General features: G+C 47.9%; 19 protein-coding genes. 8 read left to right on the top strand and 11 right to left on the bottom strand.

Annotated features, from left to right (window positions below; genetic code table 11):
- The first annotated feature begins 109 nt into the window (after positions 1 to 109).
- From nirB to cobA, 5 genes are all read left to right on the top strand, one after another.
- Complete coding sequence (gene nirB / locus BR62_RS0107230) at positions 110 to 2,437, top strand: nitrite reductase large subunit NirB (RefSeq protein WP_032870271.1); 2,328 nt, start codon at positions 110 to 112, stop codon at positions 2,435 to 2,437.
- A complete protein-coding gene (gene nasC, locus BR62_RS0107225) occupies positions 2,430 to 4,562 on the top strand; it encodes an assimilatory nitrate reductase catalytic subunit NasC (RefSeq protein WP_032870269.1) in 2,133 nt (710 codons plus the stop codon). Before nirB ends, nasC begins: the two co-directional genes overlap by 8 nt.
- Before the next feature lie 119 nt (positions 4,563 to 4,681).
- Positions 4,682 to 7,099 (top strand): NADPH-nitrite reductase, encoded by a 2,418-nt coding sequence (nasD, locus tag BR62_RS0107220; protein ID WP_015239121.1) that lies wholly within the window; start codon positions 4,682 to 4,684, stop codon positions 7,097 to 7,099.
- Between the two features lie 20 nt (positions 7,100 to 7,119).
- Positions 7,120 to 7,440: a nitrite reductase small subunit NirD gene (gene nirD / locus BR62_RS0107215; RefSeq protein WP_007409365.1), complete on the top strand. Its 321-nt coding sequence runs from the start codon at positions 7,120 to 7,122 to the stop codon at positions 7,438 to 7,440.
- Positions 7,441 to 7,504: 64 nt separating this feature from the next.
- Entirely contained in the window at positions 7,505 to 8,944 is a 1,440-nt protein-coding gene (gene cobA / locus BR62_RS0107210; RefSeq protein ID WP_032870267.1) for a uroporphyrinogen-III C-methyltransferase, read from the top strand.
- 55 nt (positions 8,945 to 8,999) lie between these two features.
- On the opposite strand, the gene BR62_RS0107205 is transcribed toward cobA, so the two are convergent.
- The 9 genes from BR62_RS0107205 to BR62_RS0107165 all read right to left on the bottom strand — a co-directional run bounded on the left by BR62_RS0107205 (position 9,000) and on the right by BR62_RS0107165 (position 19,755).
- Positions 9,000 to 10,010, bottom strand: coding sequence for an NAD(P)/FAD-dependent oxidoreductase (locus BR62_RS0107205; RefSeq protein ID WP_032870266.1), 1,011 nt, complete (start codon positions 10,008 to 10,010; stop codon positions 9,000 to 9,002).
- A 197-nt stretch (positions 10,011 to 10,207) separates the two neighbouring features.
- The gene (locus BR62_RS0107200; protein ID WP_015416772.1) at positions 10,208 to 11,443 is read right to left on the bottom strand and encodes a proline utilization transcriptional regulator PutR; all 1,236 of its coding nucleotides are present in this window, start codon (positions 11,441 to 11,443) and stop codon (positions 10,208 to 10,210) included.
- 157 nt (positions 11,444 to 11,600) lie between these two features.
- Complete coding sequence (gene putP / locus BR62_RS0107195) at positions 11,601 to 13,055, bottom strand: sodium/proline symporter PutP (RefSeq protein ID WP_015239118.1); 1,455 nt, start codon at positions 13,053 to 13,055, stop codon at positions 11,601 to 11,603.
- Positions 13,056 to 13,146: 91 nt separating this feature from the next.
- The gene (gene pruA / locus BR62_RS0107190; RefSeq protein ID WP_011996302.1) at positions 13,147 to 14,694 is read right to left on the bottom strand and encodes an L-glutamate gamma-semialdehyde dehydrogenase; all 1,548 of its coding nucleotides are present in this window, start codon (positions 14,692 to 14,694) and stop codon (positions 13,147 to 13,149) included.
- 17 nt (positions 14,695 to 14,711) lie between these two features.
- Complete coding sequence (locus BR62_RS0107185) at positions 14,712 to 15,623, bottom strand: proline dehydrogenase family protein (RefSeq protein ID WP_087920787.1); 912 nt, start codon at positions 15,621 to 15,623, stop codon at positions 14,712 to 14,714.
- A 187-nt stretch (positions 15,624 to 15,810) separates the two neighbouring features.
- Positions 15,811 to 16,596, bottom strand: a complete 786-nt coding sequence (locus tag BR62_RS0107180; RefSeq protein WP_032870264.1) for a nucleotidyltransferase domain-containing protein — start codon at positions 16,594 to 16,596, stop codon at positions 15,811 to 15,813.
- Positions 16,597 to 16,661: 65 nt separating this feature from the next.
- Positions 16,662 to 17,618: a cephalosporin C deacetylase gene (gene cah / locus BR62_RS0107175; RefSeq protein WP_007409374.1), complete on the bottom strand. Its 957-nt coding sequence runs from the start codon at positions 17,616 to 17,618 to the stop codon at positions 16,662 to 16,664.
- A 140-nt stretch (positions 17,619 to 17,758) separates the two neighbouring features.
- A complete protein-coding gene (locus BR62_RS0107170; RefSeq protein WP_003156609.1) occupies positions 17,759 to 18,319 on the bottom strand; it encodes a shikimate kinase in 561 nt (186 codons plus the stop codon).
- Positions 18,320 to 18,444: 125 nt separating this feature from the next.
- Positions 18,445 to 19,755 (bottom strand): MFS transporter, encoded by a 1,311-nt coding sequence (locus tag BR62_RS0107165; RefSeq protein WP_032870261.1) that lies wholly within the window; start codon positions 19,753 to 19,755, stop codon positions 18,445 to 18,447.
- Between the two features lie 219 nt (positions 19,756 to 19,974).
- Here BR62_RS0107165 and BR62_RS0107160 point away from each other — a divergent pair, with 219 nt between their 5' ends.
- The 3 genes from BR62_RS0107160 to BR62_RS0107150 all read left to right on the top strand — a co-directional run bounded on the left by BR62_RS0107160 (position 19,975) and on the right by BR62_RS0107150 (position 21,875).
- Entirely contained in the window at positions 19,975 to 20,763 is a 789-nt protein-coding gene (locus BR62_RS0107160) for a sugar phosphate isomerase/epimerase family protein (protein ID WP_032870259.1), read from the top strand.
- A gap of 54 nt (positions 20,764 to 20,817) precedes the next feature.
- Positions 20,818 to 21,411, top strand: a complete 594-nt coding sequence (gene tmrB, locus BR62_RS0107155) for a tunicamycin resistance ATP-binding TmrB (RefSeq protein WP_007409063.1) — start codon at positions 20,818 to 20,820, stop codon at positions 21,409 to 21,411.
- A 179-nt stretch (positions 21,412 to 21,590) separates the two neighbouring features.
- Positions 21,591 to 21,875 carry an antimicrobial peptide LCI gene (locus BR62_RS0107150; RefSeq protein ID WP_032870257.1) on the top strand — a complete coding sequence of 95 codons (285 nt, stop codon included), beginning with the start codon at positions 21,591 to 21,593 and terminating at the stop codon, positions 21,873 to 21,875.
- A gap of 50 nt (positions 21,876 to 21,925) precedes the next feature.
- Here BR62_RS0107150 and nadE read toward each other — a convergent pair whose 3' ends face one another.
- On the bottom strand, positions 21,926 to 22,744 hold the full coding sequence (gene nadE / locus BR62_RS0107145; protein WP_007409061.1) for an ammonia-dependent NAD(+) synthetase: 819 nt from the start codon (positions 22,742 to 22,744) through the stop codon (positions 21,926 to 21,928).
- Positions 22,745 to 22,878: 134 nt separating this feature from the next.
- A complete protein-coding gene (locus BR62_RS0107140) occupies positions 22,879 to 23,475 on the bottom strand; it encodes a DUF1989 domain-containing protein (RefSeq protein WP_011996295.1) in 597 nt (198 codons plus the stop codon).

Here is a 23,475-nt window from a genome sequence, read left to right as displayed (position 1 = left end):
AAAGACATGTGTAAGATAATGCGACACATTTAATGCGTTAATCAGGCAATGTGCCATAATTTCTCATAGAGAAGCAATCTTACAGGCAGCTGCAAAGGAGGTTTGGCGAATGAAGAAACAACGATTAATTGCAGCAGGGAACGGAATGGCCGGAATCCGCTGTATTGAGCACATTTTAAAGATGAACCGTGACATGTTTGAGATTGTCATTTTCGGAAGCGAACCTCATCCCAATTACAATCGCATTCTCTTATCCTCCGTTTTACAAGGTGAGGTTTCGCTTGATGACATTACGCTGAATAGCCGCGAATGGTACGAAAAAAACGGAATTACGCTTTACACGGGAGAAACGGTTGTACACATTGATACAGAACGGCAGGTTGTCACAACGGATCGGAAGCGCAGCATGACTTACGATCAAATCATCCTTGCAACGGGCTCCTCTCCTTATATTCTCCCCATACCCGGAGCAGATAAAGAAGGTGTGTACGGCTTTCGGACAATAGAAGACTGCCAATCCCTTATCAATGCGGCCGGCCGGTATCAAAAGGCGGCGGTCATCGGCGCCGGTTTATTAGGTCTTGAAGCGGCCGTCGGCTTACGGCAGCTCGGCATGGACGTCAGCGTCATTCACCACTCTTCCGCCATTATGCAAAAACAGCTTGATCAAACGGCATCCCGCCTGCTGCAGAAAGAGCTGGAACGAAAAGGCTTAGTCTTTCTTTTAGAGAAAGGCACGGCATCCATTACAGGGAACTCACGGGCGGAAGGCATTCGTTTCAAAGACGGTTCTTCCATAGAAGCAGACCTGATTGTCATGGCCGCCGGTGTGAGGCCCAATATCCGATTGGCTCCATCTGCCGGACTTTCAGTGAACAGAGGAATCATCGTCAATCAATTCATGCAGACGAACAAACCGAATGTGTATGCCGTCGGTGAATGCGCGGAGCATGACGGGATTGTATACGGATTGGCGCCGCCGCTTTATGAACAGGGAAAAGTGCTCGCGCAGCATCTATGCGGCGTCCCGTGCGAAGGGTTTCAAGGCTTTGCACAATCTGCAGCCTTAAAAATAGCCGGTATTGATGTATGGTCGGCAGGAAAGGTGCACGAGGATGAGCACACAGCCGGCATATTGTTCCATGATGAGCATGCAGGCATCTACAAAAAAGCGCTCTTTGAGGACGATAAACCGGCCGGCTTTATTTTATTCGGGGACACGCGCGGTAAACAGCGGCTTCTCGACAGTCTTGTGAAGCAAAGAGATATTTCCATCGTGAAAAAACAGCTCATGGAACCGGATCAAGGCGGTATATCCTTTGAATCCATGCCTCCCCATGAAACCATTTGCCAATGCAGCTCAGTGACCAAGGGCTCCATTGAAGAAGCGGTGAACAAATATGGCTTAAAAACCGCGGAGGAAGTGAAGCACATGACAAAAGCGTCCGGATCTTGCGGAGGATGCAGGCCGCTCGTTGAAGACTTGCTGAAGTATATGGCAAGCGATGATTACACAAAACCCTCCCGCCAGCCTTCGTTTTGCGGCTGCACCGATTTGACAGAAGAAGAAGTCATCGCCGAACTTCGGCGCCGTCCGTTCACTGATGCCGCCGAGGTGATGGAAGTGATCGGCTGGAAAACAGAAAACGGCTGCCGCATTTGTATTCCGGCGCTTCACTATTACTTGAAAAGGACGCGGCCTGATTTTATGCAGTTCAATGAAATATCGGCAGAAGAGACATGCACCCTGATTCCGCAAATGTACGGCGGACTGACAAGTGCGGCAGAGCTCAAAAACATCGCAGACGTCATCGAAGCATACGGCATCCCCGAGGTTTCGATGACTGACAGTCACCGGCTGAGGCTTTCCGGAATAAGGCCAAATGACCTTGCAAGCATCAGAAAAGCACTGAACATGCCGGTTTTCTCCCCCCGGCACCGCTGGACGATGCAAATCAAAGCATGTACGTGCGGACAGCATCGCTCCTTTCAAGAGCTGGCAAGCAGGATTGAACGAGATACCGACACGCTTGCCGTACCCGCTTATGTATCCGTCAGCTTGTCATGTGAAAACAATTGCACCGATGCTTACATTCAGGATATCGGCGCGCTTCAGACACAAACTTGCTGGGAGATTTATATCGGGGGCGTCCGCGGAAAACAAGCCCGCGCCGGCAGCCTTTTTTGTGTGACGGATAACGAAGACAGTACCGCCGCTATGATGAAAGGCCTTATTCAATATTATCGCGAAACGGCTCACTACAACGAAGCGATTTATCAATGGGTTGACAGACTCGGCCTCGTCCATATCAGAGAAATGCTGTTTGAAGAAGATATGCGGACACAGCTTCTGAAAAATCTCCGTTCAGACATATCCCTGCTGCAAAACCTGTCTGCCGGGAAAACGCCATACGAAAGGATGAAGCTTTTTGACTGAACCGATGCTCCGTTATTTCCGTGACAAACTGCAAGATATTCAATCGGAAAAAACATATGAGACGCAATGCCCGTTCTGCAGCATGCAATGCAAAATGCAGCTTACGGAACAAACCTTCGCGGCACGGAAGAAATACACTGCAATCGGCATTGATAATCCGACGACACATGGCCGTTTATGTACAAAAGGCATGAATGCCCATCAGCATGCCGTGCACTCTTCCCGCATTACACGCCCCCTGCTTAAAAAAAACGGTGAATTTGTGCCTGTCTCTTGGGCTGAAGCACTGAATCGCATAAAGGAACAAATCAATCTGATCCAAACCGAACACGGCAATGATGCGATGGCCGTCTATGGGAGCGCCTCAATTACAAATGAAGAAGCCTATCTGCTTGGAAAGTTCGCACGGGTCGGCTTACAGACGAAATACATCGATTACAACGGGCGGCTCTGTATGTCTGCCGCAGCAACGGCGGCCGGCCAGACATTCGGCGCGGACAGGGGCCTGACGAATCCATTATCGGACATTCCGCATACACGTGTCATCATCCTGGCAGGCACCAATATCGCCGAATGCCAGCCGACGATCATGCCGTATTTTGATAAAGCGAAAGAAAACGGGGCTTACATTATCGCCATTGATCCCCGGGAAACGGCGACGACCAAAATAGCCGATCTTCACCTGAAAATCAAGCCCGGTACAGACGCCGCCTTGGCAAACGGACTCGTCAAAATCTGCATTGACGAACAGCTTACAGACAAAGACTTTATCCGCACACGAACAAACGGATTCGATAAGCTCAAACGGCATACCGACGCTTTGGATCTGAAAGAGATCTCCGAGCAGACAAGTGTTCCTTTGGAGCATATACGAAAGGCCGCCGTGAAGTTTGCCAAGGAAACATCCGGCATGCTGTTTACAGCGCGGGGGATCGAACAGCAGACTGACGGTACCGCGGCAGTGAAAGCTTTCTTAAATATGGTGCTGATCACGGGAAAAATCGGCAAGCCCTTCTCAGGTTACGGGGCGATTACCGGTCAAGGCAACGGACAAGGCGCGAGAGAACACGGCCAAAAAGCGGATCAGCTTCCGGGCTACCGTTCTATCGAAATTGAAGAACACCGGGCGCATATTGCGAAGGTGTGGGGGATTCATCAGGATGAGCTGCCGCGAAAAGGCGTCTCAGCCTATGAAATGATAGAAAAAATAGATAGCGGCGACATCAAAGGATTGTTTCTCATGTGTTCCAATCCGGCTGTTTCCGGCCCAAATGCGAATTTCGTCAAGCAGGCAATCAAGAAACTGAGATTTTTTGTCGCAGTTGACTTATTTATTTCTGAGACCGCGGCATTCGCGGATGTGATTTTACCCGCCTCCTCTTATTTGGAAGACGAAGGCACGATGACAAATGTAGAAGGCCGCGTGACATTAAGAGAAGCGAGCCGCACCTGTCCCGGAGAAGCGAAACATGATTGGCAGATCATCTGTGACATTGCCTCGGCTCTTGGTAAAGGGCATTATTTTCCCTATACCTCGTCGGAGGAAATCTTTAACGAACTGAGAGAAGCGAGCCGCGGCGGAATTGCTGATTACGCAGGCATCACCTATGACAGGCTCAGGCGGGAAGGCGGCATTCAGTGGCCATGTCCTGAAGCGGATCACCCCGGAACCGGGCGATTGTTTGAGCACTCATTTGCCCATCCCGATCACAGAGCTGAATTAAGCGTGATTCCAAATGAACCGGCCGTCCCGAAAGAGAAACCGAGCGCCGGCTATCCGCTTTATTTAACCACAGGAAGGGTGATGTCTCATTACTTAACGGGTGTCCAAACGAGAAAAAGCTCTGCCTTGGCTGCAAGACATTTCGAATCCTTTGTGGAAATCCACCCAAAAACGGCGGCCGACTATCATATCGAAGACCGTGTTCTCGTGAAAGTAGAATCCCCCCGGGGCAGCATCACGGTCCGGAGCAGATGGTCGGAGAAAGTACGAAAAGACACGTTGTTTGTTCCCATCCATTGGTCTGACACGCAAAACGTCAACGATTTAATTGGTGAAGCCTTGGACCCGGACTGTAAAATGCCCGGTTTTAAGATGTGCGCGGTACGAATCAGCCCTATATAATTTTTCATAAAATTTTTAGATTTTTTAGTATTTTTTGTTACATTTCATAACATGCATCTTAAATATTTGTTTTTGCTGTGCTACGCTAAAAAAAACAAAGATAAGGAGCGGATCATCTGATGGGAAAAAAACAGCTAGTTCTTGTTGGAAATGGAATGGCCGGGGTAAGAGCGATTGAAGAAATACTGCGTGTTTCAAAAGACGAATTCGAGATTACAATATTCGGGGCCGAACCTCATCCCAACTATAACCGAATCCTTCTGTCAAAAGTGCTGCAAGGCGATACCGACATTCAAGACATTACGTTAAACGATTGGAACTGGTACAAAGAAAACAACATTCAGCTGTATACCGGTGAAACAGTCATCAAAGTCGACACGGAAAACAAAACCGTCATCACCGATGCAGACAGAATCCAGCCTTACGATGAACTCATCCTGGCGACAGGCTCTGTCCCTTTTATCCTTCCGATTCCGGGCGCAGACAAACAAGGCGTCACGGCATTCCGGGATATAAAAGATACAGACACGATGCTCGCCGCGTCAAAACAATATAAAAAAGCAGCCGTCATCGGCGGAGGACTGCTTGGTTTGGAAGCCGCACGCGGACTGCTGAATCTCGGAATGGACGTGTCTGTCATCCACCTCGCCCCATTCCTGATGGAGCGCCAGCTTGACGCAGCGGCGGGACGCCTGCTGCAAAACGAATTAGAAAAACAAGGCATGACCTTTTTCCTTGAAAAGCAAACCGAAGAAATTCTCGGTACTGACCGTGTCGAAGGCGTACGCTTCAAAGACGGCACAAGCATCGAAGCTGACCTGGTCGTCATGGCGGTCGGCATCCGCCCGAATACACAGCTTGGCACAGAAAGCGGCATTCCGGTAAACCGCGGAATCATTGTCAACGATTATATGCAGACTGACATTCCGCACATTTACGCGGTCGGTGAATGTGCCGAGCACCGCGGAATCGCATACGGTCTTGTGGCGCCGCTCTATGAACAGGCAAAAGTGCTGGCCAAACATATTTGCGGCATTGACACAAAACCGTATGAAGGCTCCGTTCTCTCCACTCAATTAAAGGTATCAGGCGTCGAAGTCTTCTCTGCCGGTGACTTTAACGAATCAGAGGACAAAAAAGCGATTAAAGTGTTCGATGAGCAGGACGGCATTTATAAAAAAATCGTCCTGAGGGGCAATCAAATTGTCGGCGCTGTTTTGTTCGGCGACAGCAGCGAGGGCGGCCGCCTGTTTTCTATGATTCAAAAAGAAGCCGATATCTCCGAAACTTCCAAAATATCAATCTTACAGCCTCTTGATCAGGAAGCAGGCGCAAGCATGACCGCGGCGATGAGCGACGATGAAATCATCTGCGGATGCAACGGCGTTTCAAAAGGCGCGATTATTCAAGCCATTCAGGAAAAAGGCTGCACATCTACGGACGAAATCAAAGCATGCACCGGGGCATCCCGTTCCTGCGGAGGCTGTAAACCGCTCGTGGAAGACATTCTTCAATATACACTGGGCTCAGAATTTGACGCGTCCGCGCAAAAAGAAGCGATTTGCGGCTGCACATCACTGTCGAGAGATGAAGTCGTAGAAGAAATCAAAGCCAAAGGGCTGTCCCATACAAGAGAAATCATGAACGTGCTCGGTTGGAAAACGCCGGAGGGATGCTCCAAATGCCGTCCTGCCCTCAACTACTACTTAGGCATGATTAATCCGGCTACATACGAGGATGACAGAACATCCCGTTTTGTGAACGAACGGATGCACGCCAATATTCAAAAAGACGGAACATACTCAGTCGTTCCCCGGATGTACGGCGGCGTGACCAACTCTCAGGATCTCCGCAAGATCGCCGATGTCGTCGACAAATATGAGATCCCGCTCGTTAAAATGACAGGCGGCCAGCGAATTGATCTCATCGGCGTCAAAAAAGAAGACCTGCCGAAAGTATGGGCCGAGCTTGATATGCCGTCAGGCTACGCGTACGGAAAAACACTCCGCACGGTAAAAACGTGCGTAGGCGAACAATTCTGCCGCTTCGGCACGCAAGACTCCATGGCACTGGGCATTGCGCTTGAGAAAAAATTCGAAGGGCTCAATACGCCTCATAAGGTCAAAATGGCCGTGTCCGCCTGCCCTCGGAACTGTGCGGAATCAGGCATTAAGGACCTTGGCGTTGTCGGCATCGACGGAGGCTGGGAGCTTTATGTCGGCGGAAACGGCGGAACCCATTTGCGCGCCGGTGATTTGCTGATGAAAGTAAAAACGAATGAAGAAGTCTTAGAATATGCGGGGGCTTACCTTCAGTACTACAGAGAAACGGCAAACTATCTGGAGCGGACATCCGCATGGCTTGAGCGCGTCAGTTTATCTCATGTCCAATCCGTATTAAACGATCCGGAAAAACGGCAGGAGCTCAACGACAGAATGAATGAGACACTCTCTGTCCACAAAGACCCGTGGCAATACTTCCTTAAAGATAAAAAAGCATCTAAAGATCTATTCGAAAATGTCGTCACGACTTCATAAAACATTAAGGGGGAACGGACATGGTTAATAAAGATATGACAAAGGTTTGCATAGGCAAAGTAAACGAATTACCCGAGGAGTTAGGAAAAACCGTATATATAGAAGATAAAGAGCTTGCCGTATTTAAACTTTCTGACGGGAGCGTCCGCGCCGTCGAAAACCGCTGTCCCCATAAAGGGGGCGTCTTGGCTGAAGGCATCGTCAGCGGAGAATACGTCTTCTGCCCGATGCATGACTGGAAAATCTCCTTAGAAGACGGAAAAGTCCAAGAGCCGGATCATGGCTGTGTCAAAACATACGAAACACTGATCGAAGGAGAGAATGTATACCTCCTGTATTGATCAGACCGGATCACTTTTTCAAGTGGTCCTTCATTTTTTAAATTGCTGAAGGGATGACGCCATCATGAAAAACGGAATCGTATATTTTGTCGGTGCCGGACCAGGAGACCCGGGGCTGATCACCGTAAAAGGAAAACAGGCTCTGGAGAAAGCGGATATTATTTTGTATGACCGGCTCGCAAACCCAAAGTTTCTTGAGTATGCCTCACCGGACTGCCGGTTCATTTATTGCGGAAAGCTGCCCGACCGCCATTTTATGAAACAGTCTGAGATAAATGCCCTGCTGATTGAAAAAGCGGCGGAGGGCTACACCGTAGTCCGCTTGAAAGGCGGAGACCCAAGTGTGTTCGGCAGAGTCGGCGAAGAAGCAGAGGCGCTTCATCAGCACGGCATCCGCTACGAAATGGTGCCCGGCATCACCTCGGGAATCGCAGCGCCGCTGTATGCGGGAGTCCCCGTCACCCATCGTGATTTCGCTTCGTCCTTCGCGATGATCACCGCTCATGATACATCATTGCATGGCAGGCCGAATCTCGACTGGGAAGGGCTTGCCCGAAGCGTTCAAACGCTTGTGTTTTATATGGGCGTTAAAAATCTGTCATTTATATGCCGTAAGCTTACGGAGTACGGAAAATCCCCTTCCGTCCCCGTACTCGTCATTCAATGGGGGACGTGGGGGCGGCAGCGGAGCGTTAAAGGAACGCTTCAGGATATCCATGAAAAAGTTCAAAGCCAAAACATCACCAACCCTGCCATTATCGTCATCGGTGATATTGTCAATTTTCAAACACACAGCTGGTTTGAAAGCAAACCGTTCATCGGGCGGCATATCATGGTTGTCACTCATGGCGATGAAGAACATACATTGACAGACAAGCTGCGCGAGTATGGCGCCGATGTTATTGAGTGGCCGAAGCGGATCGTTAAAAAAATGCCCGCAAACGAAAATATCCTGAAACAGATCAGCACCTTTGAACAACTATTTTTCACATCACGCCTTGCGGTATGCGAATTCTTTGACACACTGGCTTTCAAGCAGATCGACATCCGCCGGGTGACCGCAAGCCTGAATGCAGCGACTGAGGCCGCAAAGACGGAACTGACAAAACGGGGCTTTCTCCTATCCGAATGTCAAATTGATTCTCCGCATTCACTCATTGTAGGAAGCCGTCAAGCAGCAGAAAACTTGTCAGACTCAAAATCATGCCCGTTTTATATCACCCATGAACATATCGCAGATGAGCGGTTCACTTCCATGATCGAACGCACGATCAGCGAGTCTCCTCTGCAAATGATTATCTGTATGGGCAAAGAATCCGCTCAGCATTTGATCAGCGCCGGAAAACAAATCGGCATATCACCGGATCCGTCAGCAAACCGCCCTCCCGTCATCTGCATGGGCGAAGACGTCCCCGCCGGCTGCGGGTTTACCGCCGTGAAAAATCAGGAACAGTTATTTGCGTTTATACGAAATGAAATGAAAGACATGCTCGTTCACAGCTGATACGCCGGAATGCTTTTCTGACCCCCCAGACTCAACATCGGGGGTCAGCCCTTTTTTATTGTGTCACCAATTTTTTATGGTGAGTCGAATACATCGCCATCTGATCCGCCTGCGGGTCCAAATAGGCTTTGGCGCTGTTCACGGCGGTCGGCCCCTCCGTGAAACCGCCGGCAATTAACCTTAGCTTGCTTTCATAATGGGCGGCGTCACCGGCGACAAACACGCCCGGAAGATTCGTCCGCATATGTCTGTCAGCTTTAATCCTGCCTTCTTCAATCTCAAGCCCCCAGTCCTTCATCGGACCGAGATCAATTTTAAACCCGTGGTTGATAATGAGCTCATCAAGCTTGATGACTTCAGAAAGTCCGGACTCAGTTTGGCAAATGGTAGCGCTCTCGATCCGTTCTCCGGTGCCGTTGAGATGCTTCAGACAATACGGCGCAAGCACCCGCACGGAAGACCGCTTCATTTTCGCGACGCTGCTTTCCAAACCGCCGAACTCCTCCCTGCGGTGCAAGACGGTAACAGACGCCGCAATCGGTTCCAGCTCATTCGCCCAGTCAACCGCGGTATCTCCCCCTCCGGAAATCACGACATGCTTATCTCGAAACGCATCAAGCTTCTCCACCTTATAATGAAGGTTCTTTCCCGAATAACGGCTCGCATCCGCGCTGTCAAGTTCATTGACCTCAAGCGTCCCCATGCCGACGGCCAAAATCACCGTGCGCGTATAGTGCTTTTCCCCTTTGGAACTTTCCAGCACAATGGTTCCGTCTTCCAGCCGTTCAAATCCGGTCACCCGCTGATTCAACACGATATCCGGCTTAAATGTCGCAGCCTGTTCCTTCAGCTGCTTAATCAGCTGTTCTCCGGCAATCCCGGGTATTCCGCCGATATCACGGATGATTTTTTCAGGGAAAAACATAGACACTTTCCCTCCGAGCCGCGGCAAAAACTCGATCACTTTCGTTTTCAGCTCGCGCATCCCGCAATAAAAAGCCGCAAACAGGCCGATCGGGCCTCCGCCTATAATCGTGACGTCATACACCTCATGATTTTCCGCCATCGTTCTGCCTCCCGTTTATATCTATACTTCAAACATTTTTAATTGAGAATCAATATCAATGAAAGTATAACACATATTGAGGAGAAGTGTTTATTCATTTCTCTCTTGCGGAAAAGGAGTGATTCAGAAGTGAGGTTCTGAGATTGATAAGCGGGAAGGTATTAAAACTGAAACCAGTACGGCGACTGGTTTCTTTTTTATCTCTTTTTCATCAGCATGATATCGAGATACAGCTGGCACCTTGTCCTGAAGTCGTTTAAATTAATTGATGTCATGTCAAGAATCTGTTTGATACGGTAGTTCAATGTGTTTTGATGAATAAAAAGCTGTTCTGCGGCTGGTTTTGTTTTGCAGTTATTGAGGAGATAGATTTCTAACGTTTTCAGCAGTTCGGTACTGCTTTCTCTGTCTTTGGCTTTTAATAACGCTAAATCTTCGTTTACATATTCCAGTGAGGCGTTTTTTTCTTCGATGCTTTCAAGATAGCGGTAAATCCCGAGCTTACTGTATTCGTACGGGATATTTTCCTGGTTTCCGGTAATTTCGGCGGCCTTTATGACTTCAAGGGCCTCTATATAACTTTTGCCAAGCTTCAGGATGCTGCTGTATTCATTGCCGATTCCGATATAGATGGGAGTGGGGATCTTCTGAAAGTGAAAATGAGTCAGCAGTTTGTGGATAAATTCAGATGCTGCCGAAGTGCCGGAGCTTTTTTGCGAGAAGCTTGCGACGACGATGACAATATTGGAATCAATGGTTAAGACGTGACTGACTTTATCCCGCAAATTCAAGTACGATTTGATGTTTTCCTTCACATCTTCGACTGCCTCCCCATCCCCATTTGCGGCGTGCAGGACGACTACCGAAAAAACCGACGGCAGCACGGCGTTCATCTTTTCCGCTTCCCGCCTGAACTCCTTTTCAGAGGAGAATTGCTGAAAGATCGCCCGTTTCACCAGGTCTTCCGCTCTCTCTTCTTTTTCCTGTTTCAGCCGGTTCGTTTTATAGATGATTTTTCCGACATGGAATGAAGTTTCATATAAAAAATCGAGCTCCTCGTCCGTCAAGTTTCGGTCGAGCTCCTGAATCCAGATGTAGCCCATCACTTCGCCTTTATGTTTTGCGCTTACAACCACTCTCTGATTCAGTCCGATACTGTCTATTTTTTCGACACGGAACGGTTCAGGAACGGTTTTCAGCTTTTCGATCACCCCGTCCTTCAGAAACCTTTCAAAAATCTGCACGGGGCATTTTTTTGAAAATATCGTCTGCTGGTTGGCGGAGTCGAAGTGATTAATGTAATAAGAATTATAGGCAAGCAAAAAGAAATCCGCGCTTTCCAGAATAACGGGCTTCTGCAATTCATAACTGATGAAATCAATTAATTTATCAATGTCCGTAAATGAAAAAACTCTCTCTAAAAGCTCTTCCATACCTATTTCTCCTATGCTCTTTTTATCTTTATCATACTCTGCGGGGTGACTTTTTGTATAGAAAAAAATTCACATATTCCCAAAACGGCATAATCCGGAATTCTGTATCGTGAAAAGAGGAAAAAGGGCGGTCCCTTCTTCCTCTCGTTCCTTGCTTTTATTGAGAAAGTGTATCACGGTACTCATGAAACTGATCTGTGACATCTTTTGACGGAGCCTGTGTCAATAAGCTGACGACAAATACAGCGGCAAGGCTTACAGCAAAGCCCGGAATGATTTCGTACAAAAAGTCTGAAAGACCGGCATTCGCCCAAATGATTACGGTAATCGCTCCCGCAATCATGCCGGCGAGTGCCCCCCATTTCGTCATCCGTTTCCAAAATAAACTGAGCAGTACGACCGGCCCGAATGAAGCGCCGAATCCCGCCCATGCATAGCTGACAAGACCAAGTATCGTGTTGTTTTTCTCCCAGGCGAGCACCAAAGCGATGATTGACACCGCAAGCACTGCCATTCTCCCCAGAAATACGAGTTCCTTATCAGAAGCCGAACGCCTGAACATGGACTTATACAAGTCCTCCACTAAAGAACTGGACGTAACGAGCAGCTGAGACGAAATCGTACTCATAATGGCCGCTAAAATCGCAGAAATGAGAAATCCCGTAATAATCGGGTGGAACAGAATGTTGCCGAGCTGAATAAAAATGGTTTCCGGATCAGCCAGCTTCAGTCCGTTCTGGTGGTAATACGCGATTCCCGCAAGACCCGTAAACAGCGCGCCTAGTGCAGACAAAATCATCCATCCCATTCCGATCCGTCTGGCTCGTTTGATTTCTTTCACAGACGTGATCGCCATAAAGCGCACAATAATATGCGGCTGCCCGAAATAGCCGAGCCCCCACGCAAATAAAGAAATAATGCCAAGGACGGTCGTCCCTTTGAACATGTTAAACAGTTCCGGGTTGACGGAACGGATATCGGCAACGGTTTCCCCCGGGCCGCCCGTATGGAAAATCGTCACAATCGGCACAAGAATAAGCGCCACAAACATAATGATCCCTTGAACAAAGTCCGTCCAGCTTACCGCCAAAAAGCCCCCGAACAAGGTGTAGGCGACAACGACGCCTGTCACGACCCACAGTCCCGTGTGGTAATTCAACCCTAAAATGCTGTTGAATAAGACACCTCCGGATACCATGCCGGATGATACGTAAAATGTGAAAAAGACGAGAATGACAAGACCCGAAAACAGTCTGAGAAGCTTCGTATGATCACCGAAACGGTTTTCAAGGAAACCCGGAATGGTGATGGAATTCCCCGCTTTTTCGGTATACGTTCTCAGTCTCGGCGCCACGAAAAGCCAGTTCGCCCACGCCCCGAGCACAAGCCCGAGCACAATCCAAGCGCCGCTTAATCCTGTCGAGAACATAGCACCCGGAAGCCCCATCAAGAGCCATCCGCTCATATCCGCCGCTCCCGCGCTGAGCGCTGTGACGGCAGGGCCTAAAGAACGTCCCCCGAGCATGTAATCCGTCAGATTTGACGTTCGTCTGTAGGCGAAATAACCGATAAACAGCATACCCGCCATATAAATACAAATGGAAATAATCAACTGAATGTTTGCTATGGCATTTCCTCCTCCGCTTTATATGTTTATGGTGAAATGGACACCCCCCGCGAGGAGGATGCCCATTCAGTCCCTCTTAAAACATTTCACTGATTGTTTTCGCCTGCATGTGGAGGGCCAAATAATCCGGGCCGCCCGCTTTTGAATCAGTGCCGGACATTTTGAAGCCTCCGAACGGATGGTAGCCGACAATCGCTCCCGTACAATTGCGGTTGAAGTACAGGTTGCCGACATGGAATTCCTGTTTCGCCCGTTCAATATGTTTGCGGTTATTTGTAATGACCGCGCCTGTCAAACCGTATTCAGTATTGTTGGCCACTTCTAAAGCTTCATCAAAGTTTGACACTTTAGAAAACGCCACGACAGGTCCGAAAATTTCTTCCTGCATGAGTCTGGCTTTCGGATCAAGGTCAGCGAAGATCGTCGGCTTGATAAAGTAGCCTTTTGAATCATCTCCGGTGCCGCCGCTTACTAAACGGCCTTCTTCTTTTCCGATTTCAATGTAGCTCATGATCTTGTCGTAAGAACCTTGGTCAATGACAGGCCCCATATAAACATCTGCACTGTCAGGTTTAGCAGTTACTTTTGATTCCGTAATTTCAATGACACGCTCTAATACTTGATCATACACTTTTTCATGGACAACTGCACGTGAACCTGCAGAACATTTTTGTCCCGCGAAGCCGAATGCTGATGTAAAGATGGATTGAGCCGCCAATTCAATGTCCGCATCTTCGTCAACGACAACCGTATCTTTACCGCCCATTTCTGCAATGACGCGTTTCAGATGCTGCTGGCCCGGCTGCACTTTCGCCGCGCGTTCGAAAATTCTCGTACCGACTTCACGTGATCCTGTAAATGTGATAAGGCTTGTTTTCGGATGGTCAACAAGATAATCGCCTACTTCTGCTCCGCTTCCCGGCACAAAGTTGACTACGCCTTTTGGCAATCCGGACTCTTCAAGCACCTCAACAAATTTTGCTGCAATAACAGGTGTAGCACTCGCAGGTTTTAGAACCACTGTGTTTCCAGTAACGATCGGCGCCACTGTTGTTCCTGCCATGATCGCAAACAAGAAGTTCCACGGCGGAATAACAACTGTCACTCCAGTCGGCGTGTACACATATTGGTTTTTCTCGCCCTCACGGCTGTTGACCGGTTTGCCTTTTGCCAGTTCGATCATTTGGCGTGCATAATACTCCATGAAGTCAATCGCTTCAGCCGTATCTGCATCAGCTTCGTTCCAAGGTTTTCCCGCTTCCTTGACGAGCAGGGCGGAGAATTCGTGCTTTCTGCGGCGGACTTTGGCAGCTGCGCGGAACAAAACGGCCGCTCTTTCTTCAGGGGATGTGTATCTCCACTCTTCGAACGCTTTCGCAGCAGCTTCAATCGCTTGCTCAGCGTGCTCCTGGGACGCCTTTGACACTTTTCCGACGACTTCTTCTTTATCAGCCGGATTGATTGAAACGATTTTCGCTTCCGTCTCTACCTTTTCACCGTTGATGACGAGCGGATAATCTTTTCCCAGATACTCATTTACCGTCGCAAGCGCTTTCTTAAATTCTTCAACGTTCGATTGATCTTGGAAATTCGTGAATGGTTCGTGTTTATAAGGTGTAGTCATTGTCATCTCTCCCTTTTTTACTTCTTAGTCATTCCTTTAAAGGCGAATGCGATGTTTGAGGGGCGTTCAGCGAGCCGTCTCATGAAATAGCCGTACCAGTCATCCCCGTAAGGCAGGTAGACTCTCATGCGGTATCCTTCTTCCACCAGGCTGAGCTGGGTTTGCGAGCGCATGCCGTACAGCATCTGAAACTCAAAACGGTCGTTTGGAATGCCGTGCTCTTTGGCAAGCTGTTTTGTAAACTCGATCATTTTGTCATCATGCGTGGCAACTGCCGTATAATGTCCTTTTAAAAGCTGTTTGCGGATGAGTCTTTTATAATTTTCATCGACGTCGCTTTTTTCAGGATAGGCCACCTTTTCCGATTCTTTATAGGCCCCTTTGACAAGCCGCAGAAACGGATTCAGCGGGCTGAGGTCATCAAGATCCTTCTCCGTTCTGTACAGATAGGCCTGCACCACGGTGCTTACATATTCATACCGGCTTCGGAAGTCTTTAAAGATATCCAGCGTCTTCTGGCATCTCGTTTCATCTTCCATGTCAATCGTCACCATGACTTTATGTTTTTCAGCCGTCTGGAGGATTTTCGTCATATTTTCATAGACGAGATCGAGATCTATATCAAGACCTAAAGACGTCATTTTTAATGACACTTGGGAATTCAGCTGTTCATCAGCGATTAAGGCGATGGTCTGCATGCACTCCTCGGTGCGTTCTTTCGCGACATCACCGCTGTTGACAAATTCCCCCAAATGATCGACAGTAACTGACAGCCCCTGGCTGTTCAAATGTCGGATTGTCGGGATAGAACTGCGGAAATCCATTCCTCCGATGATTTTGCCGGCTGCCACACGGCTTCCCCAGCTTCGCGCCATCTTATTGAGAAAGCTGCTCTTGGATAAAAATAAGAAAAAATCTCTTGTAATCACTTCCAACCTTAACACCCCGCAATCTAAGAAGTATTTGTATGAGTCTATTGTAAATGGACAAAACATCCTCTCACAATATTCTAAAAATACAAAGATTCTGATAAATTTTTGTGGTTTTACCACAATCAGCTTCTTAGATAGCAGGCGGATTATGCCGAAAAAAGGCGGACGGAAATGACGGCAATCGTCAATTTCCGCCTTTTTCCCCCCACGCCTCTTCGACGGTCTGAATCAATAGCCGATTCAGTTCCTCCGTTATGTCAGGTTTCGGCGTTTTGATCGTTTTGACATAGTGCCCGATGCGTTCTATTTCTTCTTCTATAAATGCATGAATGATCGTATTTCTCGGTTCCGGAGCCAGCTCCTGACCGCTTTTTTTCCTTGTAAGCAGTGTATTGATTTCAGAAATGAGCGCTTCATCCGTCAATAAGGCATCGGCCAGTACGGGAAATGACATCGGCGGTACGGAGCCGAACGTTTCAATCCAACTGCAGGCAAGGAGAGGACGCAGAACATAAAAATACTTTTTAATCTTCACTTCACTGCCCCGCAATTCCGTTTTTTCATTCCGTTTTGCCATATTGAGATAATGATAGATGCCGGCTTCAGGCGAAAAGGCGCGGATTTTCAGTTTTCGAAGCTTTTCAGCCGCTGAGAAAGCTTCATAATAGATCATCTCAGAAGAGAGCCATTCCAAAAGAGGCGGATTTGATTTTTTAAAAAGCCGCAGCGCTTTTCTCAGTTCCCAGCCGCTGATGTCAAGCATTTCATGAATCGGCTCTTCTATGACATCCCTATGCAGTTCGATCGAAAAGTACCATTCTTTTTTCGGCACATAGAGAAACCGTACATCGTAGTCGCTGTCGCTTGACGGAAATCCCCATGCGCGGCTCCCTGATTCTACGGCGTAAAGCACCTTGACGCCGTGCTGTGCTTCAATTCGTTTTAATTCTTCGATGATCCTTTGTTCCATCTGTATCCGTCCTTTTCCGTGATCATTCCTGAAAAAAGCCCAAGTACTTGGGCTTTTCGCTATCGTCAGCCTTTCAGATGCGCTTTCAGAAAGGCCAGCTTTTCCGTATGGAAAGAAGGTATGTATTCATGTCCGAAATACCGGTAAACCTTCAATTCTTTTTCCGTTTCCAGATGATTGTACGCAGCAAACACCGTCGACGGCGGAGTCACGCGGTCAATCAGCCCGATGGACATGAGCACCGGAACTTTTACGCGGTCCGCCAGATTCATGATATCAAAATAGGCCAGTGTATTCATCGCGGCCTTCTCCGTTTCAGGGCTGCCGTTCTTTCTGAAAAAGGAGTTAATCTCAAGATACGGCTCATCAAGAGCGACATCAATGGCCCGCTCAAAATTGCTTAAATAAGGATAATCGGCCGCAACCGCTCTCGGAATGTCAGATAGTGCCGCCGCGGCGATTGAAAGCCCGCCTCCCTGGCTCCCGCCGATGACGGCGATCCTCGTTTCATCCACTTCATCAAAGCCGCTGATGACTTCCAAAGCCCGGACGGCGTCTAAGTACACGCCGCGGTAATAATATGTATCTTTATCTAAAATCCCTTTCGTCATCCAGCCGGGAACGTGTCCGTGCGGTGAGACGCTTGTATCTGTGCTGCTGTGCTGGCCGCGGACAAGCATGCCGAACGCGGCATATCCGTGAAGCGCCCAATTTACGATGTCATGTATATCCCCGTCATAGCTCGCATTATAGCCGTGATATTTCACGATGGCCGGATGCGGTCCTTGCCGGTCGGGAACGGCGTACCATCCCTCAATTTCCGCCTTGCCGAAGCTTCGGTATGTCAGCCGGAATACTTTCACGCCGTCAGCCGGGTAGCTTTCAGCCTTCAATTCAGGCTTTGCCTCTTCCTTTGCAAGCTCATGTAATGATGATGCCCAAAAATCCGAAAAGTCATGAGGAGCGGTTTTATTTGGTTTATAGGTTTGCAGTTGGTCGAGCGGCAAGTCGTATAATTGCATATCCGATTATTCTCCTTTGTTTTATAAGATTTAATTTTCTGACTCTATCTTAACACGATTTTACACTCATTTTCTAAACATTTTAATAAACGTTTGTTTAAAAACAAAAAAGCCGTGCGCTCACAGCGTCACGGCTCTTTTTACATCGGCTGATACAAGTCCCAGCCGATTTTTAACGTTTCTACGATATAATCGGCTATTTCTTCTGGTTCCAGATTATCCGTCGCCACTTTTGAATTATGTTTATCATAGATGCTTTGGCGCTCGTTAAAGAGCTGCTGCATTTCATCCATGGAACGGTTATGCAGAACGGGACGGCTTTCAATCAGCAGATCAGCCCGCTGCTTCCAATTCTCCCATGATAAATCAAGATGGAGCACGAGGCAGTTTTCAAGGCAGCACTGTCTGATTTCCTCTTGTTTAAACGAACCGCCCCCAAGCGACACGATCTTGAATTTCGTATTGCGGCAGATATCTAATATATAGTCCTTTTCAGTCTGACGGAAAAAGGCTTCACCTTTTTTCTCAAACATTTCAGGGATGGACATATTGAAATCTTTCTCAATCTGCAAATCAATATCAATAAAGTCTCTGTATAGTTTCTTAGCGACCAGCTGGCCGATTGTTGTCTTTCCGACACCCATGAATCCGATCAGTACGATATTTCTTTCTCTTACGGGAATGGCACGTTTTGCGTTCATCTTCGGCGAAATCCTCCTAAGAAATGAAAAAGTTATGTTTATTATATGATAACTCAATATTGAAATATAGAGATAATGCAATGAAAGAAAACCCATCCTTTATAAGAAGAGATGAGTTTTTCTTTCTATCGGAGCGTAATGCGTTCCACCTTTCCGACAATGAAAATATAAGAAAATGCCCCGATAAATGCGACAGCGCCGACAAACAGAATCGCTCCGTTATATGAACCGGTCGCAGAAACGATAAACCCGATGATAAGCGGGGTGATAATACCGGCCATATTGGCGAAAAAGCTAAAGACGCCCCCTGCCAATCCGATTGTTTCGCTTGGCGCGACCTCACTCAGCATCGTCCAGGATATATTGGACATGCCCTGCGCAAAAGAAGCAATGGATAAGATCGTCAAAACCGCGGGAGCAGAATCCGTAACATTCGCAAGCACGATGGAGCCTGTCAGCAGAAGACCGAGGATGACGGGCGTTTTCCGGGCAACGTTCACCGACACCCCCCGTTTCATCATGCCGTCAGACCAAAATCCGCCGAACAATACGCCGAAAAAAGCGGCGATATACGGGATTGATGCGGCGAAGCCGACTTTTAAGAAAGCCATGTGCTTTGCCTCCGCCAGATAAGTCGGAAACCATGTCAAAAAGAAGAACAGCGTGGAGGCTACGGCGAATTGGCCGATATACAATCCGACAAGCTTGCGGTATTTTAGAAGCTGGACGAAATCCGCCCACGATATCCTGCCGGCTGAATCAGACACCTCAGTCAGTCCGCCGCCTTCTTTAATATAATCAAGCTCCTCACGATTCACTTTCCGATACCCGTTCGGCTCGTGATACATTTTAAACCAGAAAATGGAGAAAACAATTCCGAGCACCCCTGAGGAAATAAATACGGCGCGCCAGTCAAATGCCGTTAACACCCAGAATAAAACCGGTGTGGCAAACGCCAGCCCGACATATTCCCCCGCCGTATAAACACCCGTCGCAAAGGCGCGTTCCCGCCTTGGAAACCATGTCGTGACAATCCGGTTGTTTGCCGGAAACGCCGGCGATTCAGCTATGCCGATGAGCAGGCGGCAGCCGAATAGAAACCCGAAACTTGTCGCAAAAGCTTGTACTCCGGTAAAAACCGACCACACAAATAAAGAAATTCCGTATGTCCGTTTTGACCCGAATTTATCCAAAATGAGCCCGCCTGGAATCTGCATCCCCGTATAGGTCCAGCTGAACGCAGAAAAAACGATGCCCAAAAGCGCGGGGCTTAGGTTCAGCGAATGTTGAATGGATGGGCCGACAATAGATACACTGGCTCGGTCTATATAATTAATCGCAGTGATAAAAAACAAAAGAACCAATATCACATAACGAGCGCGAGTCGGTTTATTGCGGACGGGACTGAAGGCCCTCAGCTCCGTTTCTTTTTTCAATGGCTTCTCCCCCCTTACTCGAATGAAATTAATTGTACAACACTTCGGTTAATTATTTAATACTTTGACGCAAAAAAGCGTTAAACAATTTGTGTGCCGCACTGACCTGATGCAGACACACCCCGCTTATAAAAAAGTGTCTGCCCTTTTCACCTGTTTATCCGTATCGCACCCGGGGAAAAAGTACACATATGATAGACAGTTACGGGAGGATTACCGATGAAACTGAGTTTTTGCACGACAGGATTTAAGAAAAAGCATATTTTCGACACCATTTCTTTCGCGAAGGAGCACTCCTTTGAGGGAATCGAACTGTGGTACGGACACGCTAAACAATATATAGAGGAAATCGGCCCGCTCGACAGGCTTTATCAGCAGCTTCAGGAGGAAGGCATCAGGGTGCCTGCCGTCAGTTTGTACACTGACTTCGCCACTCAGGATGAAAGGCAGGCGTTAAAGGATGTTCAAAGGGCATTAAGCGCGGCACGACAGCTGCACAGTCCCTTGATCAGAGTCTTTGCCGGCAATCTTCCTTCGCACCGGACGTCACCGGAAAAGTGGCAACGTGCGGTTGATCAATTTCAGCAGGCGGCACGGCTCGCAGATGACTATGAAGTCGATATCGGGCTTGAGATTCATTACGATACGTACGCGGATACATCGGAGGCGGCGCTGGCATTTTTGGAGGATGTCGGACATCCGCGGGTCCGCACCATTTTTGACGGCTCCAACCTACATGTCAATCACGTTGACCAAATGTCCGCTTTGGAAAAACTGTATCATACCGTCAGCCACATTCATCTGAAAAACTATCACTGGGATTTTGCCAACTGGTATCTCAGCAAGCCAACTCCGATTTTTCAAGGAGATATCGATCAAAAAGCATTTTTAAAAGAGCTGATGAACAGACAATATGACGGTTTTGTTTCTCTTGAGTATTTTGGAGAACATGCCTTTACGCATATAAAGGAATCGCTCCGCGAATATACGTCTGTTTTTTCCCGCTGACTCTTCGATCGAAGGGTCTTTTTTTGTATCATATAAAAAAAGGGGGATATCATGATGATCATTTGGATAAATGGGGCTTTCGGTTCCGGAAAAACACAAACAGCGTTTGAACTGCACAGAAGACTGAAACCGTCTTACATATATGATCCTGAAAAGATGGGGTTTGCGATGCGTTCGATGATACCGCCGGATATCGCTGAAGATGACTTTCAAAGCTACCCTCTGTGGCGGGAATTCAATTACAGCATGCTTTCCTATTTGTCAGATACATATCAGGGCATCATCATTGTGCCCATGACCATTACGAACGATCAATACTTCCATGACATTATCAGCAGGCTGAGACAGGATGGCCGGACCATTCACCACTTTACTCTGCTGGCTTCAAAGGAAACATTGCTGAAACGCCTGCGCACCAGAGCGGAAGGAAAAAACTCCTGGGCCGCAAAACAAATCGACCGCTGCATCAACAGCCTGTCTGATAGCCTCTTCACAGAACATCTCCATACAGACCAAATGTCTATTCAGCAGGTCGCAGAAACGATCGCTGCCCAAGCAAATCTGCCTCTTGAGCCTGATTCGAGAGGAAGCCTTCGAAGATTCACCGACAGATTGATGGTGAAGCTGAATCATATCCGTATCAAATAAAAAAATGTTTTGAAAACATGTCCCTGATCCATGCAAATGGATCAATAAATAAAAAGCCCCTCTGAAGGGATGTTTTTTCAAATTAAGAAAAAAATTTTAGAAATAAAGAAGGAATTTTATGGATAATTATCTAATTATTAACACCGTAACACATTTCATTTGAAAAGGGAGTGCTCGAAATGAAATTCAAAAAAGTGTTAACCGGTTCTGCGCTGTCTCTTGCCTTACTGATGTCTGCCGCTCCTGCCTTTGCCGCATCACCAACAGCATCCGCATCCGCGGAAAATAGCCCAATCTCAACGAAAGCAGATGCCGGCATTAATGCCATCAAACTCGTTCAAAGCCCTAACGGCAACTTCGCTGCTTCTTTCGTTTTAGATGGAATAAAATGGATTTTCAAAAGCAAATACTATGACAGCAGCAAAGGGTATTGGGTAGGGATTTATGAAAGTGTAGATAAATAAAAATGAGATAAACAAAAAACCTCCCTTTCAAAAGGGAGGTTTTTTTCATTCTATTTCCACCAATCATCAAACATTGATGCCGGCACCTGGCGCTTATGCTCCGTACTGAGATAGCGTTTTTCCAGCGCCTCAATCACTTCGGAAGATACGTCCTTGCCTTCTAAATAATCATCAATGTCATTGTATGTGATGCCGAGTTCGGTCTCATCAGTCTGCTGCGGTTTTTCATCGAGCAGATCGGCCGTCGGTAATTTCAAATACAGGCGTTCCGGCGCGCCGAGCTCTTCTAATAAACGTCTGCCCTGGCGTTTCGTTAATCCGGTCAGCGGCAGCAGATCAGCTCCGCCGTCACCGTATTTCGTGAAGAAACCGGTCACCGCCTCGGCCGCATGGTCGGTTCCGATGACAAGCAGCCCCTCTTGTCCGCCGATGGCATATTGAGCGATCATTCTCATTCTGGCCTTTACATTTCCTTTGTTAAAGTCAGACAGCTGATCGCCCGTGTCTTTCTTATACTGATCAGCGAACGCGCTGACAGCGGACTTAATATCAAATGTCCATGATTTATCAGGTTTAATGAATTTGAGCGCCAATTGGGCGTCATCCTCATCCTGCTGTGTGCCGTGCGGAAGACGGACGGCGATAAATTCAGCGTTTCCGCCTTCTTCTCTGATGCTTTCAGCCGCCAATTGGGCGAGGCGTCCCGCAAGCGTGGAATCCTGCCCCCCGCTGATGCCGAGCACAAAGCCTTTGGCACCTGTTTTTTTCAAATATTGTTTCAGAAAGTTCACTCTGTCCTCAATTTCTTGTTTCGGATCAATTGAGGGCTTTACATGGAGATCATTCATAATTTGTTTCTGGATGCTCATCCCAATCACTCCTCCTGCATTGTTTCTTTATGATCCATTTCCCGTTCATGCTGAAAATGAATCATGCCACTATGTACGACTCTCTGTTAAATATAGCACAGGTGCAGATTTTAAGTGAATCAAATACACCGGGATCAGCTGATTTCCACCCGCAGCGCCGTGATGCTGTCTCCGTTGCATTTTCCTTTTTCAATCGGACAGGATGAAAACGCGACGACGAGATCCATTTCCGCACGGAGCCGTACATAATCACCCGCGTCAGAAAGAGGCGTTTCGACTGATAAGTTCCCCTTCTCATCGAGCACCGTGTTCATAAAGATGGCAAATGGGTAATGCATATGCGGCCGCGGCACCCCGAACGGTTCAAGCGCCCCGCTCATATTGTCATAGCACGTATCCTGGAGCTCGTCTTTATGCTTTCCGTATAAAAGCCTGTTCATATCCGGACGGCAGGCGGGAAGCAGCAGGTCATGCTTGCCGACTGTATCCTCAATCAGCGTCAGCATCGGCTTGTATAAATTCGAATAAATATGATCACCCGTTTTTACATGAATGGACTGGTTGGCATCAATCGTCGCGCCCTGATCAAGATGTTCATAAAAGTCCTTGGCATGATACGCCGTAAAATCAGCCACCTGCTGCCCTTCCACATCGACTACTTTTATAATCTGCCCTTTGTGAACCTTCAGGCCGAGCCCTTTTTTCGGCGGTACGATAAATTGCTGTGTCAT

Source organism: Bacillus sp. UNC69MF, from assembly GCF_000746035.1.
GTDB classification, from domain to species: domain Bacteria; phylum Bacillota; class Bacilli; order Bacillales; family Bacillaceae; genus Bacillus; species Bacillus velezensis.
Note: the sequence above shows the minus strand (reverse complement) of the source record. Positions and strands in the feature narration are given on the sequence as shown.

Excerpts from the sequence above, each read along its gene's own strand:
- nirB (WP_032870271.1), top strand. The coding sequence starts at position 110 with ATGAAGAAACAACGATTAATTGCAGCAGGGAACGGAATGGCCGGAATC.
- nasD (WP_015239121.1), top strand. The coding sequence starts at position 4,682 with ATGGGAAAAAAACAGCTAGTTCTTGTTGGAAATGGAATGGCCGGGGTA.
- nirD (WP_007409365.1), top strand. The coding sequence starts at position 7,120 with ATGGTTAATAAAGATATGACAAAGGTTTGCATAGGCAAAGTAAACGAA.
- cobA (WP_032870267.1), top strand. The coding sequence starts at position 7,505 with ATGAAAAACGGAATCGTATATTTTGTCGGTGCCGGACCAGGAGACCCG.
- BR62_RS0107205 (WP_032870266.1), bottom strand. The coding sequence starts at position 10,010 with ATGGCGGAAAATCATGAGGTGTATGACGTCACGATTATAGGCGGAGGC.
- BR62_RS0107200 (WP_015416772.1), bottom strand. The coding sequence starts at position 11,443 with ATGGAAGAGCTTTTAGAGAGAGTTTTTTCATTTACGGACATTGATAAA.
- pruA (WP_011996302.1), bottom strand. The coding sequence starts at position 14,694 with ATGACTACACCTTATAAACACGAACCATTCACGAATTTCCAAGATCAA.
- BR62_RS0107180 (WP_032870264.1), bottom strand. The coding sequence starts at position 16,596 with ATGGAACAAAGGATCATCGAAGAATTAAAACGAATTGAAGCACAGCAC.
- cah (WP_007409374.1), bottom strand. The coding sequence starts at position 17,618 with ATGCAATTATACGACTTGCCGCTCGACCAACTGCAAACCTATAAACCA.
- BR62_RS0107170 (WP_003156609.1), bottom strand. The coding sequence starts at position 18,319 with ATGAACGCAAAACGTGCCATTCCCGTAAGAGAAAGAAATATCGTACTG.
- BR62_RS0107160 (WP_032870259.1), top strand. The coding sequence starts at position 19,975 with ATGAAACTGAGTTTTTGCACGACAGGATTTAAGAAAAAGCATATTTTC.
- tmrB (WP_007409063.1), top strand. The coding sequence starts at position 20,818 with ATGATCATTTGGATAAATGGGGCTTTCGGTTCCGGAAAAACACAAACA.
- BR62_RS0107150 (WP_032870257.1), top strand. The coding sequence starts at position 21,591 with ATGAAATTCAAAAAAGTGTTAACCGGTTCTGCGCTGTCTCTTGCCTTA.
- nadE (WP_007409061.1), bottom strand. The coding sequence starts at position 22,744 with ATGAGCATCCAGAAACAAATTATGAATGATCTCCATGTAAAGCCCTCA.
- BR62_RS0107140 (WP_011996295.1), bottom strand. The coding sequence starts at position 23,475 with ATGACACAGCAATTTATCGTACCGCCGAAAAAAGGGCTCGGCCTGAAG.